Below are 18786 nucleotides of genomic sequence, written 5' to 3' on the forward strand. Positions count from 1 at the left end.
CGTGCGGGACACCTTCGTGGCCACCACGACCGCCTTCCTGGACGACCCGCGGACCGTCATCGTGCTGGCCGACATCTCCGCTGCGGCGTTCGCTCCGGCCGCTGCCCGGCACCCCGACCGGGTGGTGAACGTCGGCATCCGGGAGCAGCTCATGTTGGGGGTGGCGGGGGGCCTGGCGCTGACCGGGCTGCGCCCCATCGTGCACAGCTACGCGCCGTTCCTCGTGGAGCGCACCTACGAGCAGATCAAGCTCGACCTCGACCACCAGGGAGTCGGAGCGGTGCTGGTCAGCGTCGGGGCGTCGTACGACCGTGCGGCAGCCGGCCGCACACACCTCGGCCCGGCGGACGTCGCACTTGTCGACACCCTGCACGCCTGGACGGTGCACGTGCCCGGCCATCGGAACGAGGTCCCCGGATTGCTGCGCGACGTGGTCTGCGGCCGGGACTCGGCATACGTGCGACTCTCCACCGAGAGCAACGTGCGGGCGTACCCGGAGGCGGGCGACCTGCGGGTGATCCGGGATGCCGGCCCGGGGGCGGCGCTGCTGGTCGCGGTCGGTCCCACGTTGGACGCGGCCCTCGACGCGACCTCCGACCTGCCGGTCACCGTGGCGTACACCCACCGTCCGCGCCCGTTCGACACCGCCGGCCTGCGGGCGCTCGCGGACAGCGCGGTGATCCTGGTCGAGCCCTACCTGGCCGGCACCTCGGCCCGACTGCTCTCGGACGCGCTGACCGACCGGCCGCACCGGCTGTTGGCGCTCGGGGTCCGTCGCGAGGAACTGCGCCGGTACGGTTCGGCGGCGGACCATGCGCGGTGGCACGGGCTGGACGCAGCCGGACTACGCCGCTCGATCACCGACTTCCTGTCGCCGGTGCTGGACTGAGCGCGTGCCGGCGCCCGCCATTCGCGCGGCCGGCGGACGGTCAGCGGGCCGAGGCGTCGCGGTTACGACGGGTCCGCTCCCGGCCGAGGATCCAGATCGCCTCGACGCCGTCCCGCCAGGTGATCTTCTTGCCTTCCTCGCGGCCCCGGGCCCGGTAGCTGATCGGCACCTCGTACGGCCGGATGCGGCGACGCAGCAGCTTGCCGGTCACCTCTGCCTCCATGCCGAACCCTCGGGATCGGACGTCCAACGAGCGGTAGAGCGCGACCGGCATCAGCTTGAAGCAGGTTTCCAGGTCCCCGATGTAGGAGTTGAACAACACGTTCGCCGCCATGGTGACGCCCTTGTTGCCCATCACGTACCAGAAGCTGTAGGCGCTGTGGCTGCCGAAGGTGCGGTTGCCGTAGACCACCGTCGCCCGCCCGTCCAGCACCGGGGCCAGCAGCTTGGGGATGTCCTGTGGGTCGTACTCCAGGTCGGCGTCGAGGATGACCATGTACTCGCCCTCGGCGTTGGCCACCGCCGTGCGAATGGCCGCGCCCTTGCCCGCGTTGCGCTGGTGCGTGATGACCCGCAGCCGGGCGTCATCGGCGCGTCCGAGGATCTCCCCGGTGCCGTCACGGCTGCCGTCGTCGACCACCACCAGCTCGATCTCGCATGGGTACTCGACGGCCAGCGCCTGCTTGAGGGCATCCGCGATGCGTTCTTCCTCGTTGTAGACCGGCATGAGGATCGACAGCTTCACGGGAATCTCCACGAGGGCGGGTAACGTGTCGGCCATAGCCTAGCCCGGCAGGTCAGCGGAGTGGCGACGACCACCGATGGCCTATCCCATCCGCCCGGACCAGCGGGCGTCCTGGCCGAGCCGCCGGGCGCACGGGTCGCCACGGTCACCGTGGGACCGGACAGGCCGTCGACACCTTGTGGACCGGACCGACGGCTGGCTGCCGGGCTAGCGCAGCGCCGCCAGCGGTTTCTGGGGTACGGCGAGCCGGGGAGAGCGGCTGCTCGCCAGCACGTCGAGCGGTCCGGGCGGAAAAGAAGTCATTGGCCCGGTTCGGCGCAGCACGTAAGTATCCCGAGACGTATTCACATACCTGCATCGCACGCGTTACCGTCCGGTAACCCGATCGACGTCCCGCGATCGGACCGAAAGGAGTGCGTCGATGTCTGGTACCCACGCCAGGCGTGAACGGACACCTCGACGGCGCCTTGCCGAGGTCGCCGTCCTCGCCACCGCTCTCGTCCTGCCGATGCTGGCCACGGCCTCACCCGCCGCCGCAGCCGACCGTCCCGCCGTCCAGCCGCTCCCCGCCCACCTCGAAACCATCCGCGCCGCCGAGGCCACCGCGCTCTACGGCGCTCCCGGCATCCGCCCGCTCGACCAGCGCCGCACCGCACTGATCACCATGGGCGACAGCCAGATCTCCGGCGAAGGGGTCGGCAACTACGTGCCCGGCACCCACCAGCCGGGCAACTGGTGCGACCGCTCGTACGACCAGGCGGTCTTCCGCACCGGCATCGCCGCCGACGAGCGTTACAACATCGCCTGCTCCGGCGCCACGCCGTGGAATCTGATCGTCGGCGGTCCCACCCAGCACAACGAGCTGAACCAGGGCGACCACCTGGCGATCAAGGCACGCAACACGCACATCAAGCTGATCTGGGTGGTGGCCGGCGCCAACGGCGACGGCACGATCCAGTTCGGCCCGGTCGCCACCGACTGCGCCATCCGCCGTGTCTTCTTCCAGGGCCCCTGCTGGCCCACCTACACCGACCAGTGGACGGTACGCACCGACGGCAGCCGCCGGGCCGTCGAGGAGGCGCTCACCGACATCCGCCGGACCATGACGGGCGCCGGCTATCTCGACGCCGACTACGAACTGGTGTTCATGTCGTACTCCAGCCCGGCCAGCCCGGACGTCGAGGACAACCCGAACTTCCCCGGCTGGTACTCCGGCGGTTGCCTGCTGTACCTCGCCGATGCCGCGTTCGCCCGGAACAAGGCGGTGCCGCTGTTCGAGTCGGCGCTGCGGGCGGCGGCGGCCAACACCGGCACCCGCTACCTCGACGCCAGCCGCCTCTTCCACGGCCACGAGGTGTGCACCGACAACACCTCGGTACGTGGGCTCTACATCGAGGTGGGGATCTGGGACGAGAACGCGGCCCGCCAGTCCTTCCACCCGAACTATCGGGGACACGGCATGTTCGCCCAGTGCGTCACCCAGTTCTACGCCTCCGGCCAGCAGCAGGGCACCTGCGTCGACCCGGCCAGCACCGGCAACGGCCAGCTCTACCCGGGACTGATGGAGTTCCGGCAGCTGCGCAACGCCGCCACCGGCACCTGCGTGGACGGCAAGGGCTACAACTCGCGCAACGGCACCGCCCAGCAGTCGTACCGCTGCCACGGCGGACGTAATCAGGGATTCTGGTACGACCCGACCCGGCAGTCGCTGCACTCCGAGCTCTCCCACGACCGCTGCCTGGACGTCGCCGGTGGTTCGCTGCGGTCGGGCACGGCGGTGAACATCCACGACTGCCACGGCGGCACCAACCAGAAGTGGACCATCTCCGGCAACCAGGTCCGCGCCGCCGGTGCCACCAACCTCTGCCTGGCCTTCGACAACCCGCTGCTCGGTACGCCCCGACTGCGGCTGGCCACCTGCTCCAGCAGTTCCCGGCAGCAGTGGTCGTTCGAGTCGCGATCGTTCGCCCAGCCCGTCGGGTACGGGCGGGACGACTTCATCGGCTCCCGGGTCTACTGACGCCGAGAGCAGACGGGCCCGCCGGGCCGGCACCGGGTGATCGAGTTCGCTCACCGCGCCGGGCCCGGCGGGCCCGCTGTCGCTACTGGTCGAACGGCACGACGATGAGACGGGCCTGCGCCTGCTCGCCGTTCACTGTGCCGGCCACGCCCAGCTTGGTGCCGACCTCGATGTCCGTGGCGGCGATCGACCTGCGCCGTTCGATCACCCGCAGGTCGTCGGTGAAGGTCCAGGTCCGGGTGAAGCCGTCGGTCGACTTGACCGTGACCTTGTCGTCGGTCAGGGCGGTAACCTCGCCGCGCTGCACCGAGACCGTCTTCGTACCGCCGTCCTTGGTCTGCACCACGACGTCGCCGTGCAGCGTGTTCTTGCGCAGCAGCACCCGGGCCGCCCGACGCTTGCGCCACTCCTCGACCCGCTCCCTGCGCTTGTTGGCCGCGCTCGGGGTCGGCTCCACCTGCGCGGCCGTGCTCGCGTCGGCGTCCAGTTCCTCGGGGTCGAGGCCGAGCGCGGCCAGCGCCTGCCCCTCCGCGCCCATCGCGGCGACCACCTCGACGGCGCTCTCCTGCATCGCGTCCCGCTCGGCCCGGCCCACCCCGCAGCCGGCGGCGGCCAACGCGACCGTCACCAGCAGCGCGCCGGTGGCGGTGAAGGATCCCCTGCGTGCCATTCCTCGTCCTCTCGTCGGTGCTGGTCTGCCGGATCTCGCCGCGCCGTGCCAAGGCCGGCGGAGATCCGTGCTGTCAGCGTGGACCGGCCGGATGAGCCGACCGTCAGGCCGACGTTCGGGTCAGGTAAGGAATCCCGGCAGCCGGATGGTGAACGCAGCACCGCCCTCGGGAGCGTGCCCGGCGCTTATCTCACCGCCGAGCCGGCGGACCAGACCGGCGGCGAGCGCGAGCCCGAGCCCGCTGCCGACCTTGCGGAGCCCTCGGTAGCGTTGGTGCAGCGCCCCGCGCTCGAAGGCCACCGTCAGGTCGTTGTCGGTCAGCCCGGGGCCGCCGTCGCGGACCTCGATCACCCCACCGGCGCCCGGGTCGGCACCGGCCGGCCGGACCGCCAGCACCACCGGCGCACCGGGGGGCGCCACCCGCAACGCGTTCTCCAGGAGGCCGTCGATCACCTGTCGGATCCGCCCCGGGTCGGTGTACGCCGGCACCGGCTGCCCCGGCAGCTCCGTCCGGAACGTCACCCCTACCGAGGAGCACCGGTCAGCCCAGGTCCGACCGGCGTCAGCGGCCAGACCGGCCAGTTCCACCGGCACCGGTTCGAGGGAAAAGTCGACCGCCTCCAGGCGGGCCAGGGCGAGCAGGTCGGTGACCAACCGGTCCAGGTGCTCGGCCTCGGCGAGCATGGTCCGGCCGGTCTCGGCCGCCGCCGACGGTTCGACCACCCCGTCGGCCAGCGCCTCGGCGTAGCCACGGATCGCGGTCAGCGGGGTACGCAGTTCGTGCGAGACGGAGAGCAGGAACTCCCGCTGTCGTCCCTCGCTCGTGGCCAGCGCGGCGGCCAGCCCGTTCAGCGCGTACGCCAGGTCGGCCACCTCGGCCGGCGACTCGACCGGCACCCGGGCGGTACGGTCGCCGGCTCGCAGCCGGGCCGCGACGAGGGCCGCCCGACGGATCGGTCGGGCCAGCCGCCGGGCGAGCAGCGAGCCCGCGACCGCACCGGCGGCCAGCCCCGCCAGCAGCGGCAGCCAGAGACCGCGCAGCACCTGACGCCACACTCCCGCCCCGAGCGGGCGGGTCAGCACCACCCCGTCGCCGCCGGGCAACGCCCGGCCCTCGACGAGTGCCCGTTCCCCGTCGACCAGCCGCCGGCCGGAGAAGTTCCGCCCGTTGGACACCCGCTTCACCACCTGGGGAGGCAGGCCGGCGCGGTCGACAGCACCGCCCGAGATCAGGTAGATGGTGGTGCCCTGGTTGCCGAGTTGGCGGATCAACCGCTCACCGGCCAGCTCCCGGACCCGGGCGGGCCGCGCCCGCAGCAGTTCGGCGGCGACCTGGGCCTGCGCGGCGAGCGCCTGCCGGTCCCGTCGCTCGGCCGCACGAACCGCCACCGGCACCGCGACCACCGCGGTGACCAGGACCGACACCAGAGCCACCGCACAGGTCACCAGCACCGCGCGCGCGGTGAGCGTACGGCCGGGACGATCAGCCATCGGCGGCGTACCCGACTCCGCGATGGGTCCGGATGACGCTCGCCGCGCCGAGCTTCGCCCGGACCTGCGCCACGTGCACGTCGACGGTACGGGTGCCGGCGTGCGCCGCGTATCCCCAGACCGCGGCCAGCAACTCCTCGCGTGAGAAGACCCGACCCGGCCGGCTCATCAGGTGAGCCAGCAGATCGAACTCGGTGGAGGTGAGCTGCACCGGGGCGCCGTCGGCAGTGACCGACCTACGGTCGGGGTCGACGGTGACCCGGCCGAGCACGACGGGCTGCCCGACGCCGCCTGGTGGGCCGGCGGCCCGGCGCAGCACCGCCCGCAGTCGGGCGACGAGTTCGCGAGGGCTGAACGGTTTGGTGACGTAGTCGTCGGCGCCCAGTTCCAGGCCGACGACGCGGTCCACCTCGTCGTCGCGAGCGGTGAGGAAGATGACCGGCGTCCAGTCGCCGGCCTCACGCAACCGACGACAGACCTCGGTGCCCGCCAGTCCCGGCAAGGCGATGTCGAGCACGCAGGCCACCGGACGCAACCGGCGGGCCGCCGCGAGGCCGGCGCTGCCGTCCCGCTCGACGTGTACGCCGAAGCCGTCCCGGCTGAGGTAGAGCCGGACCAGGTCGGCGATGCTCGGTTCGTCCTCCACCACGAGGACCAGCCCGCGTTGCGGGTTCTCGGCGGTCACTGGGCCATGATTGCCGATCGACGAGACTCGGCAGCGTCGGGCTGTGTTCGGATTCGGTAAGAAGACCCGGTCAGTGGGCCACGACGGGCGCGAAGGAGCCCGGTCGGGCGGCAGCCGCCTCGGCGACGGTGGCCACGATCCGCGGCTGCGCGCTGCGTACGCGGGTGCGGAAGGCGTGATTGAGCAGGGCGTCCAGCTGCCACACCTGCTTCGGATGCTGAGTACGGATCAGGAAGCGCTCGCGGATGCCGTCGATCGCGGTAGCGGCCAACTCCACGCAGTGCAGGCGCGGGTCGGGGCTCCAGGTGACGTGGCTCAGCTCGCGGAGTTCCGTGTTGAGGTGCAGGCGGAGCCGGTGCAGCACCCGCGTCTGTCGGGTGACCACCAGCCTGCGGTGGGTGAGCAGCAGCAGGTAATCCCCGTCGACCGGTCGGTCCGGCCGGCTGCACCGGGTGACCAGGATGGTGGCGTCGCCGGAACCCACACAGCGACGGAACACCGGCATGTGCCGACTGGCGGTCTGCACCGCCAGACCGGCCTCGGCGGCGGCCGGAAGGAACGTTCGGGAGAAGACGTCCATGACCTGCCCAACGACCCTGCCCCCACGGTGACATGGCCAACGAACATGCTTTCTGCAATTTCCACACCACCGCCCACCCCACCCGACCTCGGCTAGTTGATCAAAAAGTCTTGGTCGTCCGGGCGCCGGCCAGAGACCAAAGCTTCTCAATCAACTTGGCTGGGAGGGGGTCAGAGGAGTTCGAGGATGGTGGCGTTGGCCATTCCGCCGCCCTCGCACATGGTCTGCAGGCCGTAGCGGATGTTGTTGTCGCGCATGTGCCCGAGCATCGTGGTCATGATGCGGGCACCGGAGCCGCCGAGCGGATGACCCAGGGCGATCGCGCCGCCGCGTGGATTGAGCCGCTCCGGGTCCGCCTCGGTCTCCGCCAACCAGGCCAGCGGTACGGGGGCGAACGCCTCGTTCACCTCGTACACCCCGATCTCCTCGATGCCCAGCCCCGCGCGGCGCAGCGCCTTCGCGGTGGCCGGGATCGGCGCGGTAAGCATGGCGACCGGGTCGTCCGCCGCGACCACGGCGGTGTGTACCCGGGCCAGCGGGCGCAGCCCGTGCCGGCTGGCCCACTCGCTCGTGGTGACTGCGAGCGCGGCGGCACCGTCGGAGATCTGCGAGGCCGAACCGGCGGTGACCACCCCGTCGGTACGGAACGGAGTGGGCAGCTCGCCCAGTTTCTCCAATGAGGTGTCGCGCCGGATGCCCTCGTCCACCGTGAACTTGCCGCCGTCGGCGAGCGCCACCGGGGCGACTTCGACCTCGAACGCGCCCGCGTCCTGCGCGGCGGCGGCCTTCTCGTGGCTGGTCAGCGCGAACTCGTCGAGCTGGGTGCGGGACAGGCGCCACCGCTGGGCGATGAGCTCCGCCCCCACGCCCTGGTTGAACGGGAGCGGTGAGTCCTCGGCGACCCCCTCGACCCCCCGGTAGCGGGCCAGGATCTGCTCGCTGAACGGCATTCCACCGGCCACGCTGGAGCCCATCGGCACCCGCGTCATCGACTCGACACCGCCCGCGATGACCAGGTCCGCCTGGCCGGAGAGCACGGTGGCGGCGGCGAAGTGCAGGGCCTGCTGGCTGGAACCGCACTGCCGGTCCAGGGTGGTGCCGGGCACCGACTCGGGCCAGCCGGCGGCCAGCACCGCGTTCCGGGCGACGTTCCACGACTGCTCCCCGACCTGGGAGACGCAGCCCCAGACCACGTCGTCCACCTGAGCCGGATCGATCCCGGTGCGTTCGGCGAGGGCACGCAGCACGTGCGCGGACAGATCCACCGGGTGCACTGTGGCCAGGCTGCCCTTGCGCCGCCCGACCGGGGTGCGCACCGCACCGACGACAACCGCGTCACTCATCTCTACTCCCCGGTAACTTGGGCTGCTCCCGATCCTACGCCCACCCGGGCAGACCGCCACGCCTCCGCCCACCCGCGCCGGCCGAAGGCTTCGTCGGCGGATGCCCGTGGCCGGCGGCGCTGGCATGCTGGTGCCGTGGCGTACGACACCATCGCGCGGCAGTGGCGGGTGCCCCGGGCCCTACCGGTCCTCAAGCTGACTGCCGCTGCCAGCGTGCTCGCCCTGGGGATCCTGCTCGCCGCGGGTGACCCGCTCCGGCCGGTGCTCGGCGGGCTGGCCGCAGTGGTTCTCACCGGGTGGGGCCTGCGGGATCTGGTCGCGCCGGTGCGGTTGGCGGTGGACCCGACCGGCATCACCGTACCGGCCGGGCTGCGGGGGCGACGGCATCTGCCCTGGCCGACGGTGGAGACCATCCAGGTGCACCGTCAGTCCGGGCGCGGACTGGCCGGACCGACGCTGGAGATCGACACGGGCGACTCGCTGCACCTGTTCAGCCGGCTCGATCTCGGCGCCGATCCGGCCGAGGTCGCCGACGCGTTACGCACCGTCCGAGCGGGAAGCCCCGGCGGCGCGGTTGATCCGCGCCCTGGGCAGGCGATGTGACCGGGTCCGCATCGCCGGTGCCGTCTCGGGCAGCGGTCAGCCCAGCAGCGCGGCCGTGCGGACCAGGGCCATCCCGAGCAGCACCACCACGATGATCGCGCCACCGCCGAACTGCACAAGCGTCCGGCGCGACCGCGGCGCATAGGCCAGCACCAGCGCCATCAGCGCGCCGAACACCAGGCCGCCCAGGTGACCGGCGATGGAGATCTGCGGCACGGTGAAGGTGAAGATCAGATTGATCACGAGGATGGGGAGGATCGCCGACGTGTCCCGACCCAGCCGTCGCATGATCACAAAGATCGCCGCGAAGAGGCCGAAGATGGCGGTCGACGCTCCCGCCGACATCTGGTTGGGCGCGCTGAACACGTATACCGCGACGTTGCCGCCGAAACCGGCGATCAAGTAGAGCGCGGCGAAGCGCAGCGGCCCGAGCACCGCCTCCAGCGAGCGACCCAGCACCCAGAGCGCCCACATGTTCAGCAGCAGGTGCACCACGCCGTAGTGCAGGAACATCGCGGTGATCAGTCGGTACCACTGACCCTCGGCGACACCGCCGACGGTGCCGTCGAGGAACATCGCCCGACCCAGCACCGCACCCCACTCGGTCAACGGGGTGCCGCCGCCCATCAGCCCGCCGAAGCCGTTTCCGCCGGCCGCCGCGTCCCCGCCCCGGTCGGAGGCGATCGAGACCAGCATCACCAGCAGGTTGAGGGCGATCAGGGTCTTGGTCACGTAACCGTGTCGGCCGACCACCCCGCCGCCGAAGGCGGTACGCGCCGGCCGCACGCTGCGGCGTCCCTCCGACACGCACTCCGGGCACTGGAAACCGACCGACGCCTCGTTCATGCAGTCCGGGCAGATGGAACGGTCGCAGCGGGTGCAGCGGACATACGTTTCCCGGCCGGGGTGGCGGTAGCAGGCCGGCGTGGTCGGCGGGGACTCGCTCATCGCTGGCCCCAGACACCCGAGCGCTCAGTCATGCGAGCAAAGGTACCCCGAGCCATCACTCAGGCGGGTCGACGCGTACCCGCGGCCGTCGGCCAGAGCGGGCACTGGTCCGGACACCGGTGGGGTGTCCGGACCAGTCCGCAAGCCGCCGGTCGTCCTCGGCGTGCCCGAACCGGCACTCGCCGAGCTGGTCGACCGGGCCATGAACCCGCAGGCCGGGCAGCCCTTGCGGCACCGCCCGCAGACGCCCGGTCAGGCCGAGCGCTCGATCTCGACGCGCTCGATGACGACGTCCTGGAGCGGCCGGTCACTGGGGCCGGTCGGGGTGTTGGCGATCGCCTCGACGATCTTCTCGGACTGCTCGTCGGCGACCTGCCCGAAGATGGTGTGCCGGTTGTTCAGGTGCGGCGTCGGCGAGACGGTGATGAAGAACTGCGAGCCGTTGGTGCCGGGCCCGGCGTTCGCCATCGCCAGCAGGTACGGCCGGTCGAACCGCAGCTCGGGGTGGAACTCGTCGGCGAAGGTGTAGCCCGGCCCGCCCCGGCCGGTGCCAGTCGGGTCACCCATCTGAATCATGAACCCGCTGATCACCCGGTGCGAGATGGTGCCGTCGTAGTACGGACCACTGCCCGGCTGCCCGGTCCGCGGGTCGGTGTACTCGCGGGTGCCCTCGGCCAACTCGACGAAGTTGCGGACGGTCTTCGGGGCGTGGTTGCCGAAGAGCTCCAGCCGGATCGGGCCGGCGTTGGTGTGCAGGGTGGCGTAGACAGCCTCGGCCACGGGTACTCCTTATTCGTTGGTCAGTTCCATGCGGATCCTCCCATGTGCCCGATCTGGACATGCGGAGGCATCCGAAGGTGGAGGATGAGACAGAGCAACTCCCAGGAGGTGGGACCGTGTTTGGAAACTGGCGGCGCAAGACCCAGGCGCAGTTGGCCCGGGCCGAACTGAACCGCAGCATCGGTCACCTGAGGCAGGCCGCCACGCATGCCGCGAGGGGGGCCGGCGACACGGTCGGCCCACGATTCCAGGCGGCCCGCGGTGCGGTGGCACCGACCGCCGTCGTGGTCCGGGACCGGGCATCGAGCGGCCTGGCATCGACGGCCGCCGCCCTCGCGCCGCTTGCTCTGGCCGTACGTCACGCGCAGTCCGACGCGGCCGATCGGGCCGCCAAGGGGAAAAAGGCCGCGGTTGCCAAGCAGGCCGCGGTCAGTAGGAAGGCGAAGAAGATGAAGGCGAAGAAGAAGTCCCGCCGGAGCGGGACCATGATCGGCCTGCTGGCCGCCGGCACGGTCGCGGGGCTGGCCGGCGCGATGGCCCTGCGGCGGCACCGCGAGCAGCAGGAGTGGGCCGAGTACGACGCGGGTGCCGCGCTCGAGCCGATGCACGAGGAGGTGGAGACCATCGAGGTGCGTACCACCGGCGCCGGCAAGGTCTCGACCGGAGCGGGCAGCTCGGCGGTGGCCGGCGGCGACAGCGCCTCCACCACCCCCACCCCGACCGCGCCGTCCGGGGTAGCCGCCACCGGGAAGGTCCCCTCGGTCGCCGAGGGCGCCCACACCAGCACCGGCCGTCCCGCCGACAACCTGACCAAGGCCACCACCAACCACAAGTCAAACACCCGCGCCTGACCCTCTCCCCTCCTCCCACCCCCACCCCCGCCCCCGCCCCCGCCCCCGCCCCCGCCCCGCCCAGGTTGATCATGAAGTTGTTGCCGCGCACATCGGTGTGTCGCGACAACAACTTCATGATCAACGCAGACCGCGAGGCGGGCGGGGAGGGGTGGGTGGGGGTGCGGGGGTGGGGGGGTGGGGGGTAGGGGGTGGGGTCAGAGCCAGTCGTTGCGGCGGAACCAGCGGTAGAGGGCCAGCGAGATGCTGAGCATCAGGGCCAGCACCACGGGGTAGCCGTAGGTCATCCTCAGCTCCGGCATGAAGTCGAAATTCATGCCGTAGATGCCGGCGATCGCGGTCCACACGGCGGCGATGGCCGCCCAGGCCGCGATCTTGCGCATGTCGTTGTTCTGGTCGACCGTCACCTGGGCCAGCCGCGCCTGGAGGATCGAGTTGAGCAGGTCGTCGTAGGAGTTGACCTGCTCGACGGTGCGGCTGAGGTGGTCCTGCACGTCCCGGAAGTAGCGGCGCACCTCCTTGGGCACGTCCCGGTTCATCTGCGAGGTCAGTGTCACCAGCGGCCGTTGCAACGGCATCACCGCCCGCTTGAACTCGACCAGTTCCCGCTTCATCTGGTAGATCCGCTGGATCCGGCCGCTGGTCTGGCGGTCGAAGACCTCCGTCTCCAGCACGTCCATGTCGTCCTCAAGCTGGTCGGCAACCTCCAGGTAGAGGTCGACGACCCGGTCCGTGATCGCGTACGCGACCGCCCAGGGACCGTTGAGCAACAGCTCCCGGCGTGCCTCCAGCTCCTCGCGTACGGGCGCGAGCCGGCAGGCGTCGCCGTGCCGGACGCTGATCACGAACTGCGGGCCGATGAAGAGCATCACCTGTCCGGTCTCCACCACCTCGGAGTTCTCCGTCAGCTCGGTGTGCTCGCAGTAGCGGGCGGTGCGCAGCACCAGGAAGCTGACCTCGCCGAACCGTTCGAGCTTCGGACGCTGCTGGGCCTTCACCGCGTCCTCCACGGCCAGCTCGTGCAGCCCGTACGTGGTGGCGATCTCGGTCATCTCGGCCAACTCGGGCTCGTGCAGGCCGAGCCAGACGAAGCCTGCCTCGGCGCTGCGAGCCGCAGCCAGCGCGTCGGCGTAGTCCCAGTCGCCGGCCTGCCGTTGACCGTCGAGATAGAGCGCGCAGTCGACCACCGCGCTGCGTCGCTGGTCGACCGACGTCTGATCGGACTGAGATCCGTCCGGGCTGAGCCGGCGCGTCATGGCCCGCACGGGTGACCAGTTCCGGGGCCGCAGGGCGCGGCTCCCGTTGGCGCTCGCGTTCCGGTTGCCGGTGGTGGCCGGGCCGTCCGGCGAGGTCGTCCCCGCGCGTCGCGTCCGCTCCGTCATCACGTCCTCCCCCCGCCGGCTGCGGTTTGCAGGTTACGCCGCCACAGTGATCATGGCCGGGTGGCAGGGGTGGCGCCGGACGGACCGGACCGCATTGGGGGGGTGAAGGGGCGATCCGGCCCGCCCGGCGCCGTGGGGGCGGGGGTTGGGCATACGCGTCGTGAGTGACGCTCGCAGCATTGTGGGCTCCGAGTCGCTTCAGCGGGAGCCCCAGACCGCCCGGTACCGCCCTTCTGTCAGAAAGCCGACAGAAATTCAGCCGCGTACCGCCTTCATCGCCTCGGCCAGCCGCCGAACCCCCTCCTCGATCCGATCCGCGGTGACCGCCGAATAGGCCAGCCGGAGAGCGGACCGGCCACCGTCGACGACGAAGTCGCTGCCCTTGACCACCGCGACGCCACGCTCGGCCGCCGCCGGGGCGAGCCGGTCGACCGCCACGTCCTCCGGCAGTTCTACCCAGAGGAAGTAGCCACCGTCCGGCTCCACGAACCGGGCCTCCGGAATGTGCCGACGCAGCGACTCGGCGAGCACCGTGGCGCGCTCACCGAGAGCCGCCCGGACCGTCTCGATCGAACGCCCGATGTCCCCCGACACGCAGAACTGGTGCACGATGGCCTGGGAGACCATGCCGGGAGAGATGTAGAGGCTTGTCGCCTTCTTCGCGATGTCGCCGATCAGGTCCGCCGGGCCCACCAGGTAGCCCACCCGCACCCCCGGGCAGACGGTCTTGGTGAAGCTGGAGGCGTGCACGACCACGTTGCGGGTGTCCATCGACAGCATCGACGGCAGTGCCTCGCCCCGGAACCGGATGTCCGCGTACGGGTCGTCCTCGAAGATCGTGAAACCGAACTCGGCGGCCAGGTCGAGTAGTTCACGGCGCTTCTCCAGGGACAGCGTCACGCCGGCCGGATTCTGGTAGTTCGGGATGACGTGCGCCAGCCGGGGGCGCACCCCGGACTCCAGCAGCTTGCGCAGCTCGGCGGTGTCCAGACCGTCCGGCTGGATGGTGACGGCGTGCAGCTCACTGCCCATGTTCCGCAGGTTCAGCAGGGTGCGGTCGTAGGTGGGACGCTCCACCACCACCGCGTCGCCGGGTCGGACCAGGTGATCGAAGAGAAAGGCGTCGGCCTGCAACGATCCGTTGGTGACCAGCACCTGCTCCGCCTCGACACCGTGCTTCTCGGCGATCCACTTCCGGAGCGGCAGGTAACCGACGGAGGTGCCGTACGCGGTCACCCCGGCGGGGTCGGCGTCGAAGGCGCGGACGGCGGCGGCCTTGAGCCCCTCGACATCGACGATGTCCAGTGAGGGGGCGCCACGGGCAAAGGAGATCAGCTGCTCGGCGGTCATGGCTGTTCAGCGTACGGGCGGAGGTGGGACGTGCGCGGAAGGCACGGCGATGTCCGCATCCTGAGCCACCGGGTCGGGTGAACGGTCGCGGTCGGTGGCCGACCCCGCGCCCCGCCGCCTGTGCGGCAGATCAGGCCGGAAGGCCGACCGGTTCGTCCTGCGGGCGTCGCGACGTCCCCGCGACCCGCAGGCCCAGCAGAGTCATCAGCTGTCCCCAGTCGAAGTAGGACCGCCAGGCGGCGATCCGGCCCCGACGCACCCGGACCACGTCCACCACCTCCCAGGCGACGTCCCGCCCGGTGGGCGCGACGGTCCCGAAAGGGGTGTGCAGCACGCCGGTGTGCGTGCCGGTCAGCAGGTGCTCGACCGCCGCGCCACCGGCCGTGCGTACCGCACCGAGCGGCTCGACCCGCAGGTCGGGGAAGGCGCCCGTCCAGGTACGCAGCAGGGCCGGCAGCTCGGACGGACGCACCGTGACGCCGGGCATGGCGTAGCGCGCGTCCGTCGCGTACAGCTCCGGCAGGCGAGCCACGTCGCGCCGCAGGAGCATCTCGTACTGCTGCTGGATCAACCGGTCCGCGCCACGCATCACGCCTCCCCGCGCGGGGCACGATCGGCCCGCGCCCGCAACAGGGGCATTACCCGCCGACCGGCCCGCCCAACCCGGAACGGATCGACCGACCGCCGATCGGCAACCTGGTCAGCCGGTGCCGACCATCCGGCTGGCCGCCCACACCCGCATGATGTCGCGTACGGAGATGACGCCGGCGACCTCACGACCGTCGAGGACGACCAGGTGCCGGAAGCCACCCCGGGCCATCGCCGCCGCCGCTTCCTCGATCGTCCATTCCGGCCCCGCGTAGACGACGTCCCAGGTCAGGTGGGCCCCGGTCCGTTCGACGTCGCAATCGAGACCGGCCCCGATCGCGTTGAGCACATCCCGCTCGGTCATGATCCCGATGCCCTCGGAATCCGGGTCGATCACGACCGCCGACCCGATGCCGCGCTCCGACATCATCCGCGCCGCCTGCCGCAGCGTGTGCTCCGGACCGACCACGAGGATCTCGCTGGACATAGCTTCCCGAACCTGCATGACACATCACCCCTTTGGGACGGCTGCACCCGGTTACCCGCAATGGTGAGCCCCGTAGGTTTCCAGGACAAGACCGGACATCGTCGCGGCGGGACGGTCACGGCTACTGTTCTTGACGTGTCCACCGAGCCGCTGCGCTGCGCCGGAGCGCTTATCGTCGCCCCCGACGGACGCCTGTTCTTCCAACGCCGCTCGCCGCACCGGCGACTCTTCCCCAACTGCTGGGACATCGTCGGCGGGCACCTCGAACCGGACGAGTCCGTGCACGACGCGCTGCGCCGGGAGGTCACCGAGGAGACCGGCTGGCGGGTGTCCGAGGTGCTCGCCGAGGTCGGCGAGTACCGCTATGTCGGGGACGACGGCCTGGCCCGGATCGAGAGCGACTGGCTGGTCCGGGTCGACGGTGAGCTGACCGCGCCCGTGCTGGAGGCGGGCAAGCACACCGAGTACCGCTGGCTCGGTCCCGACGACCTCGACCTGCTCGACGAGCACCGTGACGTCAACGACGGGTTGATTCGGCACATCGCCGAGCGGGCCTTCGCCGTCCTGCGGTCCATCGGTTCGTGAGCGACACGGTCGAGCGCCGGGCACACCGCGGTGAGCATCGGGAACTGCCCGACGGTCCGCAGCGCCAGGCCATCGAGCTAAAGACCGACCGCCGAGCGGCCGGACCGTACGCCGTGCTGACCGCCGAGGAACGGTTGACCATGCTCGCCGACCTGGCGGCTCTGCCCGGCTGACCGGGGTGCCCACGGCCGCTGGCCGCTGACCGGCGGCAGCGCCGCCACGGGCGGCGCTATCCTCCTTCGGTGAACGCCGCGAGAACAGGAAACGATGCCGGCATGGTCGGAATGGTGCTGGCAGCTGGCGCAGGTCGCCGGCTACGCCCGTACACCGACACGCTGCCCAAGGCGCTGGTGCCGGTGGATGGCGAGATCACCATCCTCGACATCGCGTTGCGCAACCTGGCCGAGGTGGGGCTCACCGAGGTCGTGGTGGTGGTCGGCTACGCCGCCGACGCGGTCCGCGAACGCCAGGCCGAGCTGGAGCGCCGGTACGGCGTCACGATCACCCTGGTGCCCAACGACAAGGCCGAGGAGTGGAACAACGCCTACTCCCTCTGGCTGGCGCGTGACTGGTTCTCCCGGGGGGTCCTGCTGGTCAACGGCGACACCGTGCACCCGGTGAGCATCGAGAAGACCCTGCTGGCCGAGCGGGGGGCCGGTGTGCTGCTGGCGATCGACACCCTCAAGCCGCTGGCCGAGGAGGAGATGAAGACCACCTTCGACGCCGCCGGCCAACTCACCCGGATCACCAAGCTGATGGACCCGGGCGAGGCGTACGGCGAGTACATCGGGGCCACCCTCATCGAGCCGCAGGTGGCCGAAGCGCTCGCCGACGCCCTGGAGGCGACCTGGCGGCGCGACCCGAACCTGTACTACGAGGACGGGTACCAGGAGTTCGCCGACCGTGGCGGCGAGGTCCGGGCCGCGCCGATCGGCGACGTGGCATGGGTCGAGGTCGACAACCACGCCGACCTGACCCGGGCGCGGGAGATCGCGTGCCGCTACTAGCCCGTACCGTCGCGACGCCGCTGTCGATCGAGGTCCGCCGGGGCGCGGTGGCCGACCTCGGCTCGCTGCTGGCCGACCGCCGGATCTCCAGCGGCGGTGACGTCGCGGTGGTGGTCGGCCCGGGTCAGGGCGAGAAGATCGTCGAGCTGTGCCGTCCCTCGCTCGGGTCGGCCGACGTGTTCACCGTCACCGGTGGCAGCGTCGATTCCGCGAACGAACTCGGCGACCAGCTGCGCCGCCGCAGCTACGACGCCGTCGTCGGCATCGGCGGTGGGAAGACCATCGACACCGCCAAGTACGCCGCCACCCGCTACGGCATTCCGATGGTCACCGTGGCGACAAGCCTCGCCAACGACGGGATCGCCTCTCCGGTGGCGTCGCTGGCCCATGAGGGCGGCAAGGGCTCCTACGGGGTGCACATCCCGATCGCCGTGCTTGTCGATCTCGACTTCGTGGAGAACGGACCGGACCGGCAGACCCAGGCCGGCATCGGCGACGCGGTGAGCAATCTCAGCGCCTGCGCCGACTGGGAGCTGGCCCACGAGGTGCGCGGCGAGCCGATCGACGGGCTGGCCGTGACGCTGGCCCGCACCGGGGCGGAGGCCCTGGTCAACCACCCCGGCAAGATCACCGATGACGCGTTCCTGACCACGCTGGCCGAGGCGCTGATCCTGGGCGGCATCTCGATGTCGATCTGCGGTTCGAGCCGGCCGGCCAGCGGCGGCGACCACGAGATCTCACACGCAATCGACCACCTCTTCCCGAGCACCGCCTCGCACGGCGAGCAGGCCGGCCTCGGTGCGTTGTTCTGCACCTTCCTCCGGGGCGACCCGGAACGGTTCAGCCAGCTCGCCCGCTGCCTGCACCGGCACGGGCTGTCCACCCGACCCGCCGACCTCGGGCTCACCGACGAGCAGTTCGTCGAGGCGGTTGCCTTCGCCCCGCACACCCGGCCCGACCGTTACACGATCCTCGAACACCTGGCGCTGTCCGCCGACGACCTTCGTACCCGGCTGGGAGACTACGTTGACGCCCTCCGTGAGCACCTTGGCTGAGCCGTCCCACCCCACGGCCGCCGACTTCCACCGGGTGAACCGGGGCGGTGGCCTGTTCAGCGAGTCGGTCAGTCAGTGGATCGGCGCGGTCTTCGCGCTGGTCGCCCAGCGTCTCGGGCTCCGGCCGACCGCGCTGACCATCACCAACCTGCTGCTCGGGCTGGCCACCTCGGTCACCGTGGTCGCCCTCGCCGGCCCGGTCGCCGCCGGGGACGTGCCGGCTCCGGTGGTCGGGTTGGTCGCACTCTTCGGCTGGCAGATCGCGTACGCCCTGGACTGCGCCGACGGTCAACTCGCCCGGGTGACCGGGCAGGGCAGCGCGGCCGGTGCCCGAGTCGACGTGCTCTGTGACGTGGCCGCCCAGATCGCCCTGGTCGCTGCCCTGTCTGCCACCGCCGTGGCGCAACAGCCGGCAACGCCGACCTGGCTGGTGGCCGCGTTCGCCGGCACCTGGATGGTCAACCTGGTCACCTCGGTGATGCAGTCCGGCCCGAACGCCGCGAGCATGGTCACCAGCACCAGCCTGCCCGTACGCCTGGTGAAGCTGGTCCGCGACTACGGCGCGGTCATCTTCGTGGCCGCCCTGGTCCTGGCGCTGGCCCCAGCTCTCACGCTCTGGGTGATGCTCGCCTTCACCGCAGTCAACGGCGGCTTCCTCCTGACCAGCATCGCCTTCTCCGCCCGCTCCAGCCTCCACTGACCGAGGGGCGCGGCGCCCGATCCGCGA

Annotated in this window: 20 protein-coding genes and 1 pseudogene; 9 read left to right on the forward strand and 12 right to left on the reverse strand. The window is 71.2% G+C overall.

Features of this window, described 5'->3' with window-relative positions:
* The first annotated feature begins 1 nt into the window (after nucleotide 1).
* Nucleotides 2-889, forward strand: coding sequence for a transketolase (locus O7601_RS06205; RefSeq protein WP_281565269.1), 888 nt, complete (start codon nucleotides 2-4; stop codon nucleotides 887-889).
* Between the two features lie 40 nt (nucleotides 890-929).
* Here O7601_RS06205 and O7601_RS06210 read toward each other — a convergent pair whose 3' ends face one another.
* On the reverse strand, nucleotides 930-1634 hold the full coding sequence (locus O7601_RS06210) for a glycosyltransferase family 2 protein (RefSeq protein WP_281565270.1): 705 nt from the start codon (nucleotides 1632-1634) through the stop codon (nucleotides 930-932).
* 421 nt (nucleotides 1635-2055) lie between these two features.
* Here O7601_RS06210 and O7601_RS06215 point away from each other — a divergent pair, with 421 nt between their 5' ends.
* Entirely contained in the window at nucleotides 2056-3654 is a 1599-nt protein-coding gene (locus O7601_RS06215) for a ricin-type beta-trefoil lectin domain protein (protein WP_281565271.1), read from the forward strand.
* A gap of 82 nt (nucleotides 3655-3736) precedes the next feature.
* Here the strand turns inward: O7601_RS06215 and O7601_RS06220 are convergent, their stop codons facing one another.
* The 5 genes and pseudogenes from O7601_RS06220 to O7601_RS06240 all read right to left on the reverse strand — a co-directional run bounded on the left by O7601_RS06220 (nucleotide 3737) and on the right by O7601_RS06240 (nucleotide 8423).
* Nucleotides 3737-4225 carry a hypothetical protein gene (locus O7601_RS06220; protein ID WP_281566812.1) on the reverse strand — a complete coding sequence of 163 codons (489 nt, stop codon included), beginning with the start codon at nucleotides 4223-4225 and terminating at the stop codon, nucleotides 3737-3739.
* Nucleotides 4226-4427: 202 nt separating this feature from the next.
* Nucleotides 4428-5815: pseudogene (locus tag O7601_RS06225) on the reverse strand (HAMP domain-containing sensor histidine kinase).
* Complete coding sequence (locus tag O7601_RS06230; RefSeq protein ID WP_281565272.1) at nucleotides 5808-6500, reverse strand: response regulator transcription factor; 693 nt, start codon at nucleotides 6498-6500, stop codon at nucleotides 5808-5810. Before O7601_RS06230 ends, O7601_RS06225 begins: the two are co-directional and overlap by 8 nt.
* Nucleotides 6501-6570: 70 nt before the next feature.
* On the reverse strand, nucleotides 6571-7080 hold the full coding sequence (locus O7601_RS06235) for a hypothetical protein (RefSeq protein ID WP_281565273.1): 510 nt from the start codon (nucleotides 7078-7080) through the stop codon (nucleotides 6571-6573).
* A gap of 170 nt (nucleotides 7081-7250) precedes the next feature.
* Nucleotides 7251-8423, reverse strand: coding sequence for an acetyl-CoA C-acyltransferase (locus O7601_RS06240; protein ID WP_281565274.1), 1173 nt, complete (start codon nucleotides 8421-8423; stop codon nucleotides 7251-7253).
* A 135-nt stretch (nucleotides 8424-8558) separates the two neighbouring features.
* Here O7601_RS06240 and O7601_RS06245 point away from each other — a divergent pair, with 135 nt between their 5' ends.
* The gene (locus O7601_RS06245; protein ID WP_281565275.1) at nucleotides 8559-9026 is read left to right on the forward strand and encodes a PH domain-containing protein; all 468 of its coding nucleotides are present in this window, start codon (nucleotides 8559-8561) and stop codon (nucleotides 9024-9026) included.
* 36 nt (nucleotides 9027-9062) lie between these two features.
* Here the strand turns inward: O7601_RS06245 and O7601_RS06250 are convergent, their stop codons facing one another.
* Both O7601_RS06250 and O7601_RS06255 read right to left on the reverse strand, forming a co-directional pair.
* Entirely contained in the window at nucleotides 9063-9974 is a 912-nt protein-coding gene (locus tag O7601_RS06250) for a rhomboid family intramembrane serine protease (protein ID WP_281565276.1), read from the reverse strand.
* A gap of 252 nt (nucleotides 9975-10226) precedes the next feature.
* Entirely contained in the window at nucleotides 10227-10754 is a 528-nt protein-coding gene (locus tag O7601_RS06255; protein WP_281565277.1) for a peptidylprolyl isomerase, read from the reverse strand.
* Nucleotides 10755-10813: 59 nt separating this feature from the next.
* Between O7601_RS06255 and O7601_RS06260 the strand changes: the two genes are divergently transcribed.
* Nucleotides 10814-11605 (forward strand): hypothetical protein, encoded by a 792-nt coding sequence (locus O7601_RS06260; protein ID WP_281565278.1) that lies wholly within the window; start codon nucleotides 10814-10816, stop codon nucleotides 11603-11605.
* Nucleotides 11606-11802: 197 nt separating this feature from the next.
* Here the strand turns inward: O7601_RS06260 and corA are convergent, their stop codons facing one another.
* The 4 genes from corA to O7601_RS06280 all read right to left on the reverse strand — a co-directional run bounded on the left by corA (nucleotide 11803) and on the right by O7601_RS06280 (nucleotide 15430).
* Nucleotides 11803-12861: a magnesium/cobalt transporter CorA gene (corA, locus tag O7601_RS06265; protein ID WP_281566813.1), complete on the reverse strand. Its 1059-nt coding sequence runs from the start codon at nucleotides 12859-12861 to the stop codon at nucleotides 11803-11805.
* A gap of 381 nt (nucleotides 12862-13242) precedes the next feature.
* The gene (locus O7601_RS06270) at nucleotides 13243-14337 is read right to left on the reverse strand and encodes a PLP-dependent aminotransferase family protein (protein WP_281565279.1); all 1095 of its coding nucleotides are present in this window, start codon (nucleotides 14335-14337) and stop codon (nucleotides 13243-13245) included.
* A gap of 130 nt (nucleotides 14338-14467) precedes the next feature.
* Nucleotides 14468-14926 carry an ester cyclase gene (locus tag O7601_RS06275; protein WP_281565280.1) on the reverse strand — a complete coding sequence of 153 codons (459 nt, stop codon included), beginning with the start codon at nucleotides 14924-14926 and terminating at the stop codon, nucleotides 14468-14470.
* 111 nt (nucleotides 14927-15037) lie between these two features.
* On the reverse strand, nucleotides 15038-15430 hold the full coding sequence (locus tag O7601_RS06280) for a CBS domain-containing protein (RefSeq protein WP_221086736.1): 393 nt from the start codon (nucleotides 15428-15430) through the stop codon (nucleotides 15038-15040).
* Between the two features lie 117 nt (nucleotides 15431-15547).
* Here O7601_RS06280 and O7601_RS06285 point away from each other — a divergent pair, with 117 nt between their 5' ends.
* From O7601_RS06285 to O7601_RS06305, 5 genes are all read left to right on the forward strand, one after another.
* On the forward strand, nucleotides 15548-15997 hold the full coding sequence (locus O7601_RS06285) for an NUDIX domain-containing protein (protein ID WP_281565281.1): 450 nt from the start codon (nucleotides 15548-15550) through the stop codon (nucleotides 15995-15997).
* Nucleotides 15994-16170 (forward strand): hypothetical protein, encoded by a 177-nt coding sequence (locus O7601_RS06290; protein WP_281565282.1) that lies wholly within the window; start codon nucleotides 15994-15996, stop codon nucleotides 16168-16170. The genes O7601_RS06285 and O7601_RS06290 overlap by 4 nt, the downstream gene beginning before the upstream one ends.
* 102 nt (nucleotides 16171-16272) lie before the next feature.
* Nucleotides 16273-17004, forward strand: coding sequence for a phosphocholine cytidylyltransferase family protein (locus O7601_RS06295; protein ID WP_281566814.1), 732 nt, complete (start codon nucleotides 16273-16275; stop codon nucleotides 17002-17004).
* A complete protein-coding gene (locus tag O7601_RS06300; protein WP_281565283.1) occupies nucleotides 16992-18059 on the forward strand; it encodes an iron-containing alcohol dehydrogenase family protein in 1068 nt (355 codons plus the stop codon). The genes O7601_RS06295 and O7601_RS06300 overlap by 13 nt, the downstream gene beginning before the upstream one ends.
* Entirely contained in the window at nucleotides 18043-18759 is a 717-nt protein-coding gene (locus tag O7601_RS06305; protein WP_281565284.1) for a CDP-alcohol phosphatidyltransferase family protein, read from the forward strand. Before O7601_RS06300 ends, O7601_RS06305 begins: the two co-directional genes overlap by 17 nt.
* Nucleotides 18760-18786: the final 27 nt, after the last annotated feature.

The organism is Verrucosispora sp. WMMD573, assembly GCF_027497175.1.
Taxonomy (GTDB): Bacteria; Actinomycetota; Actinomycetes; order Mycobacteriales; family Micromonosporaceae; genus Micromonospora.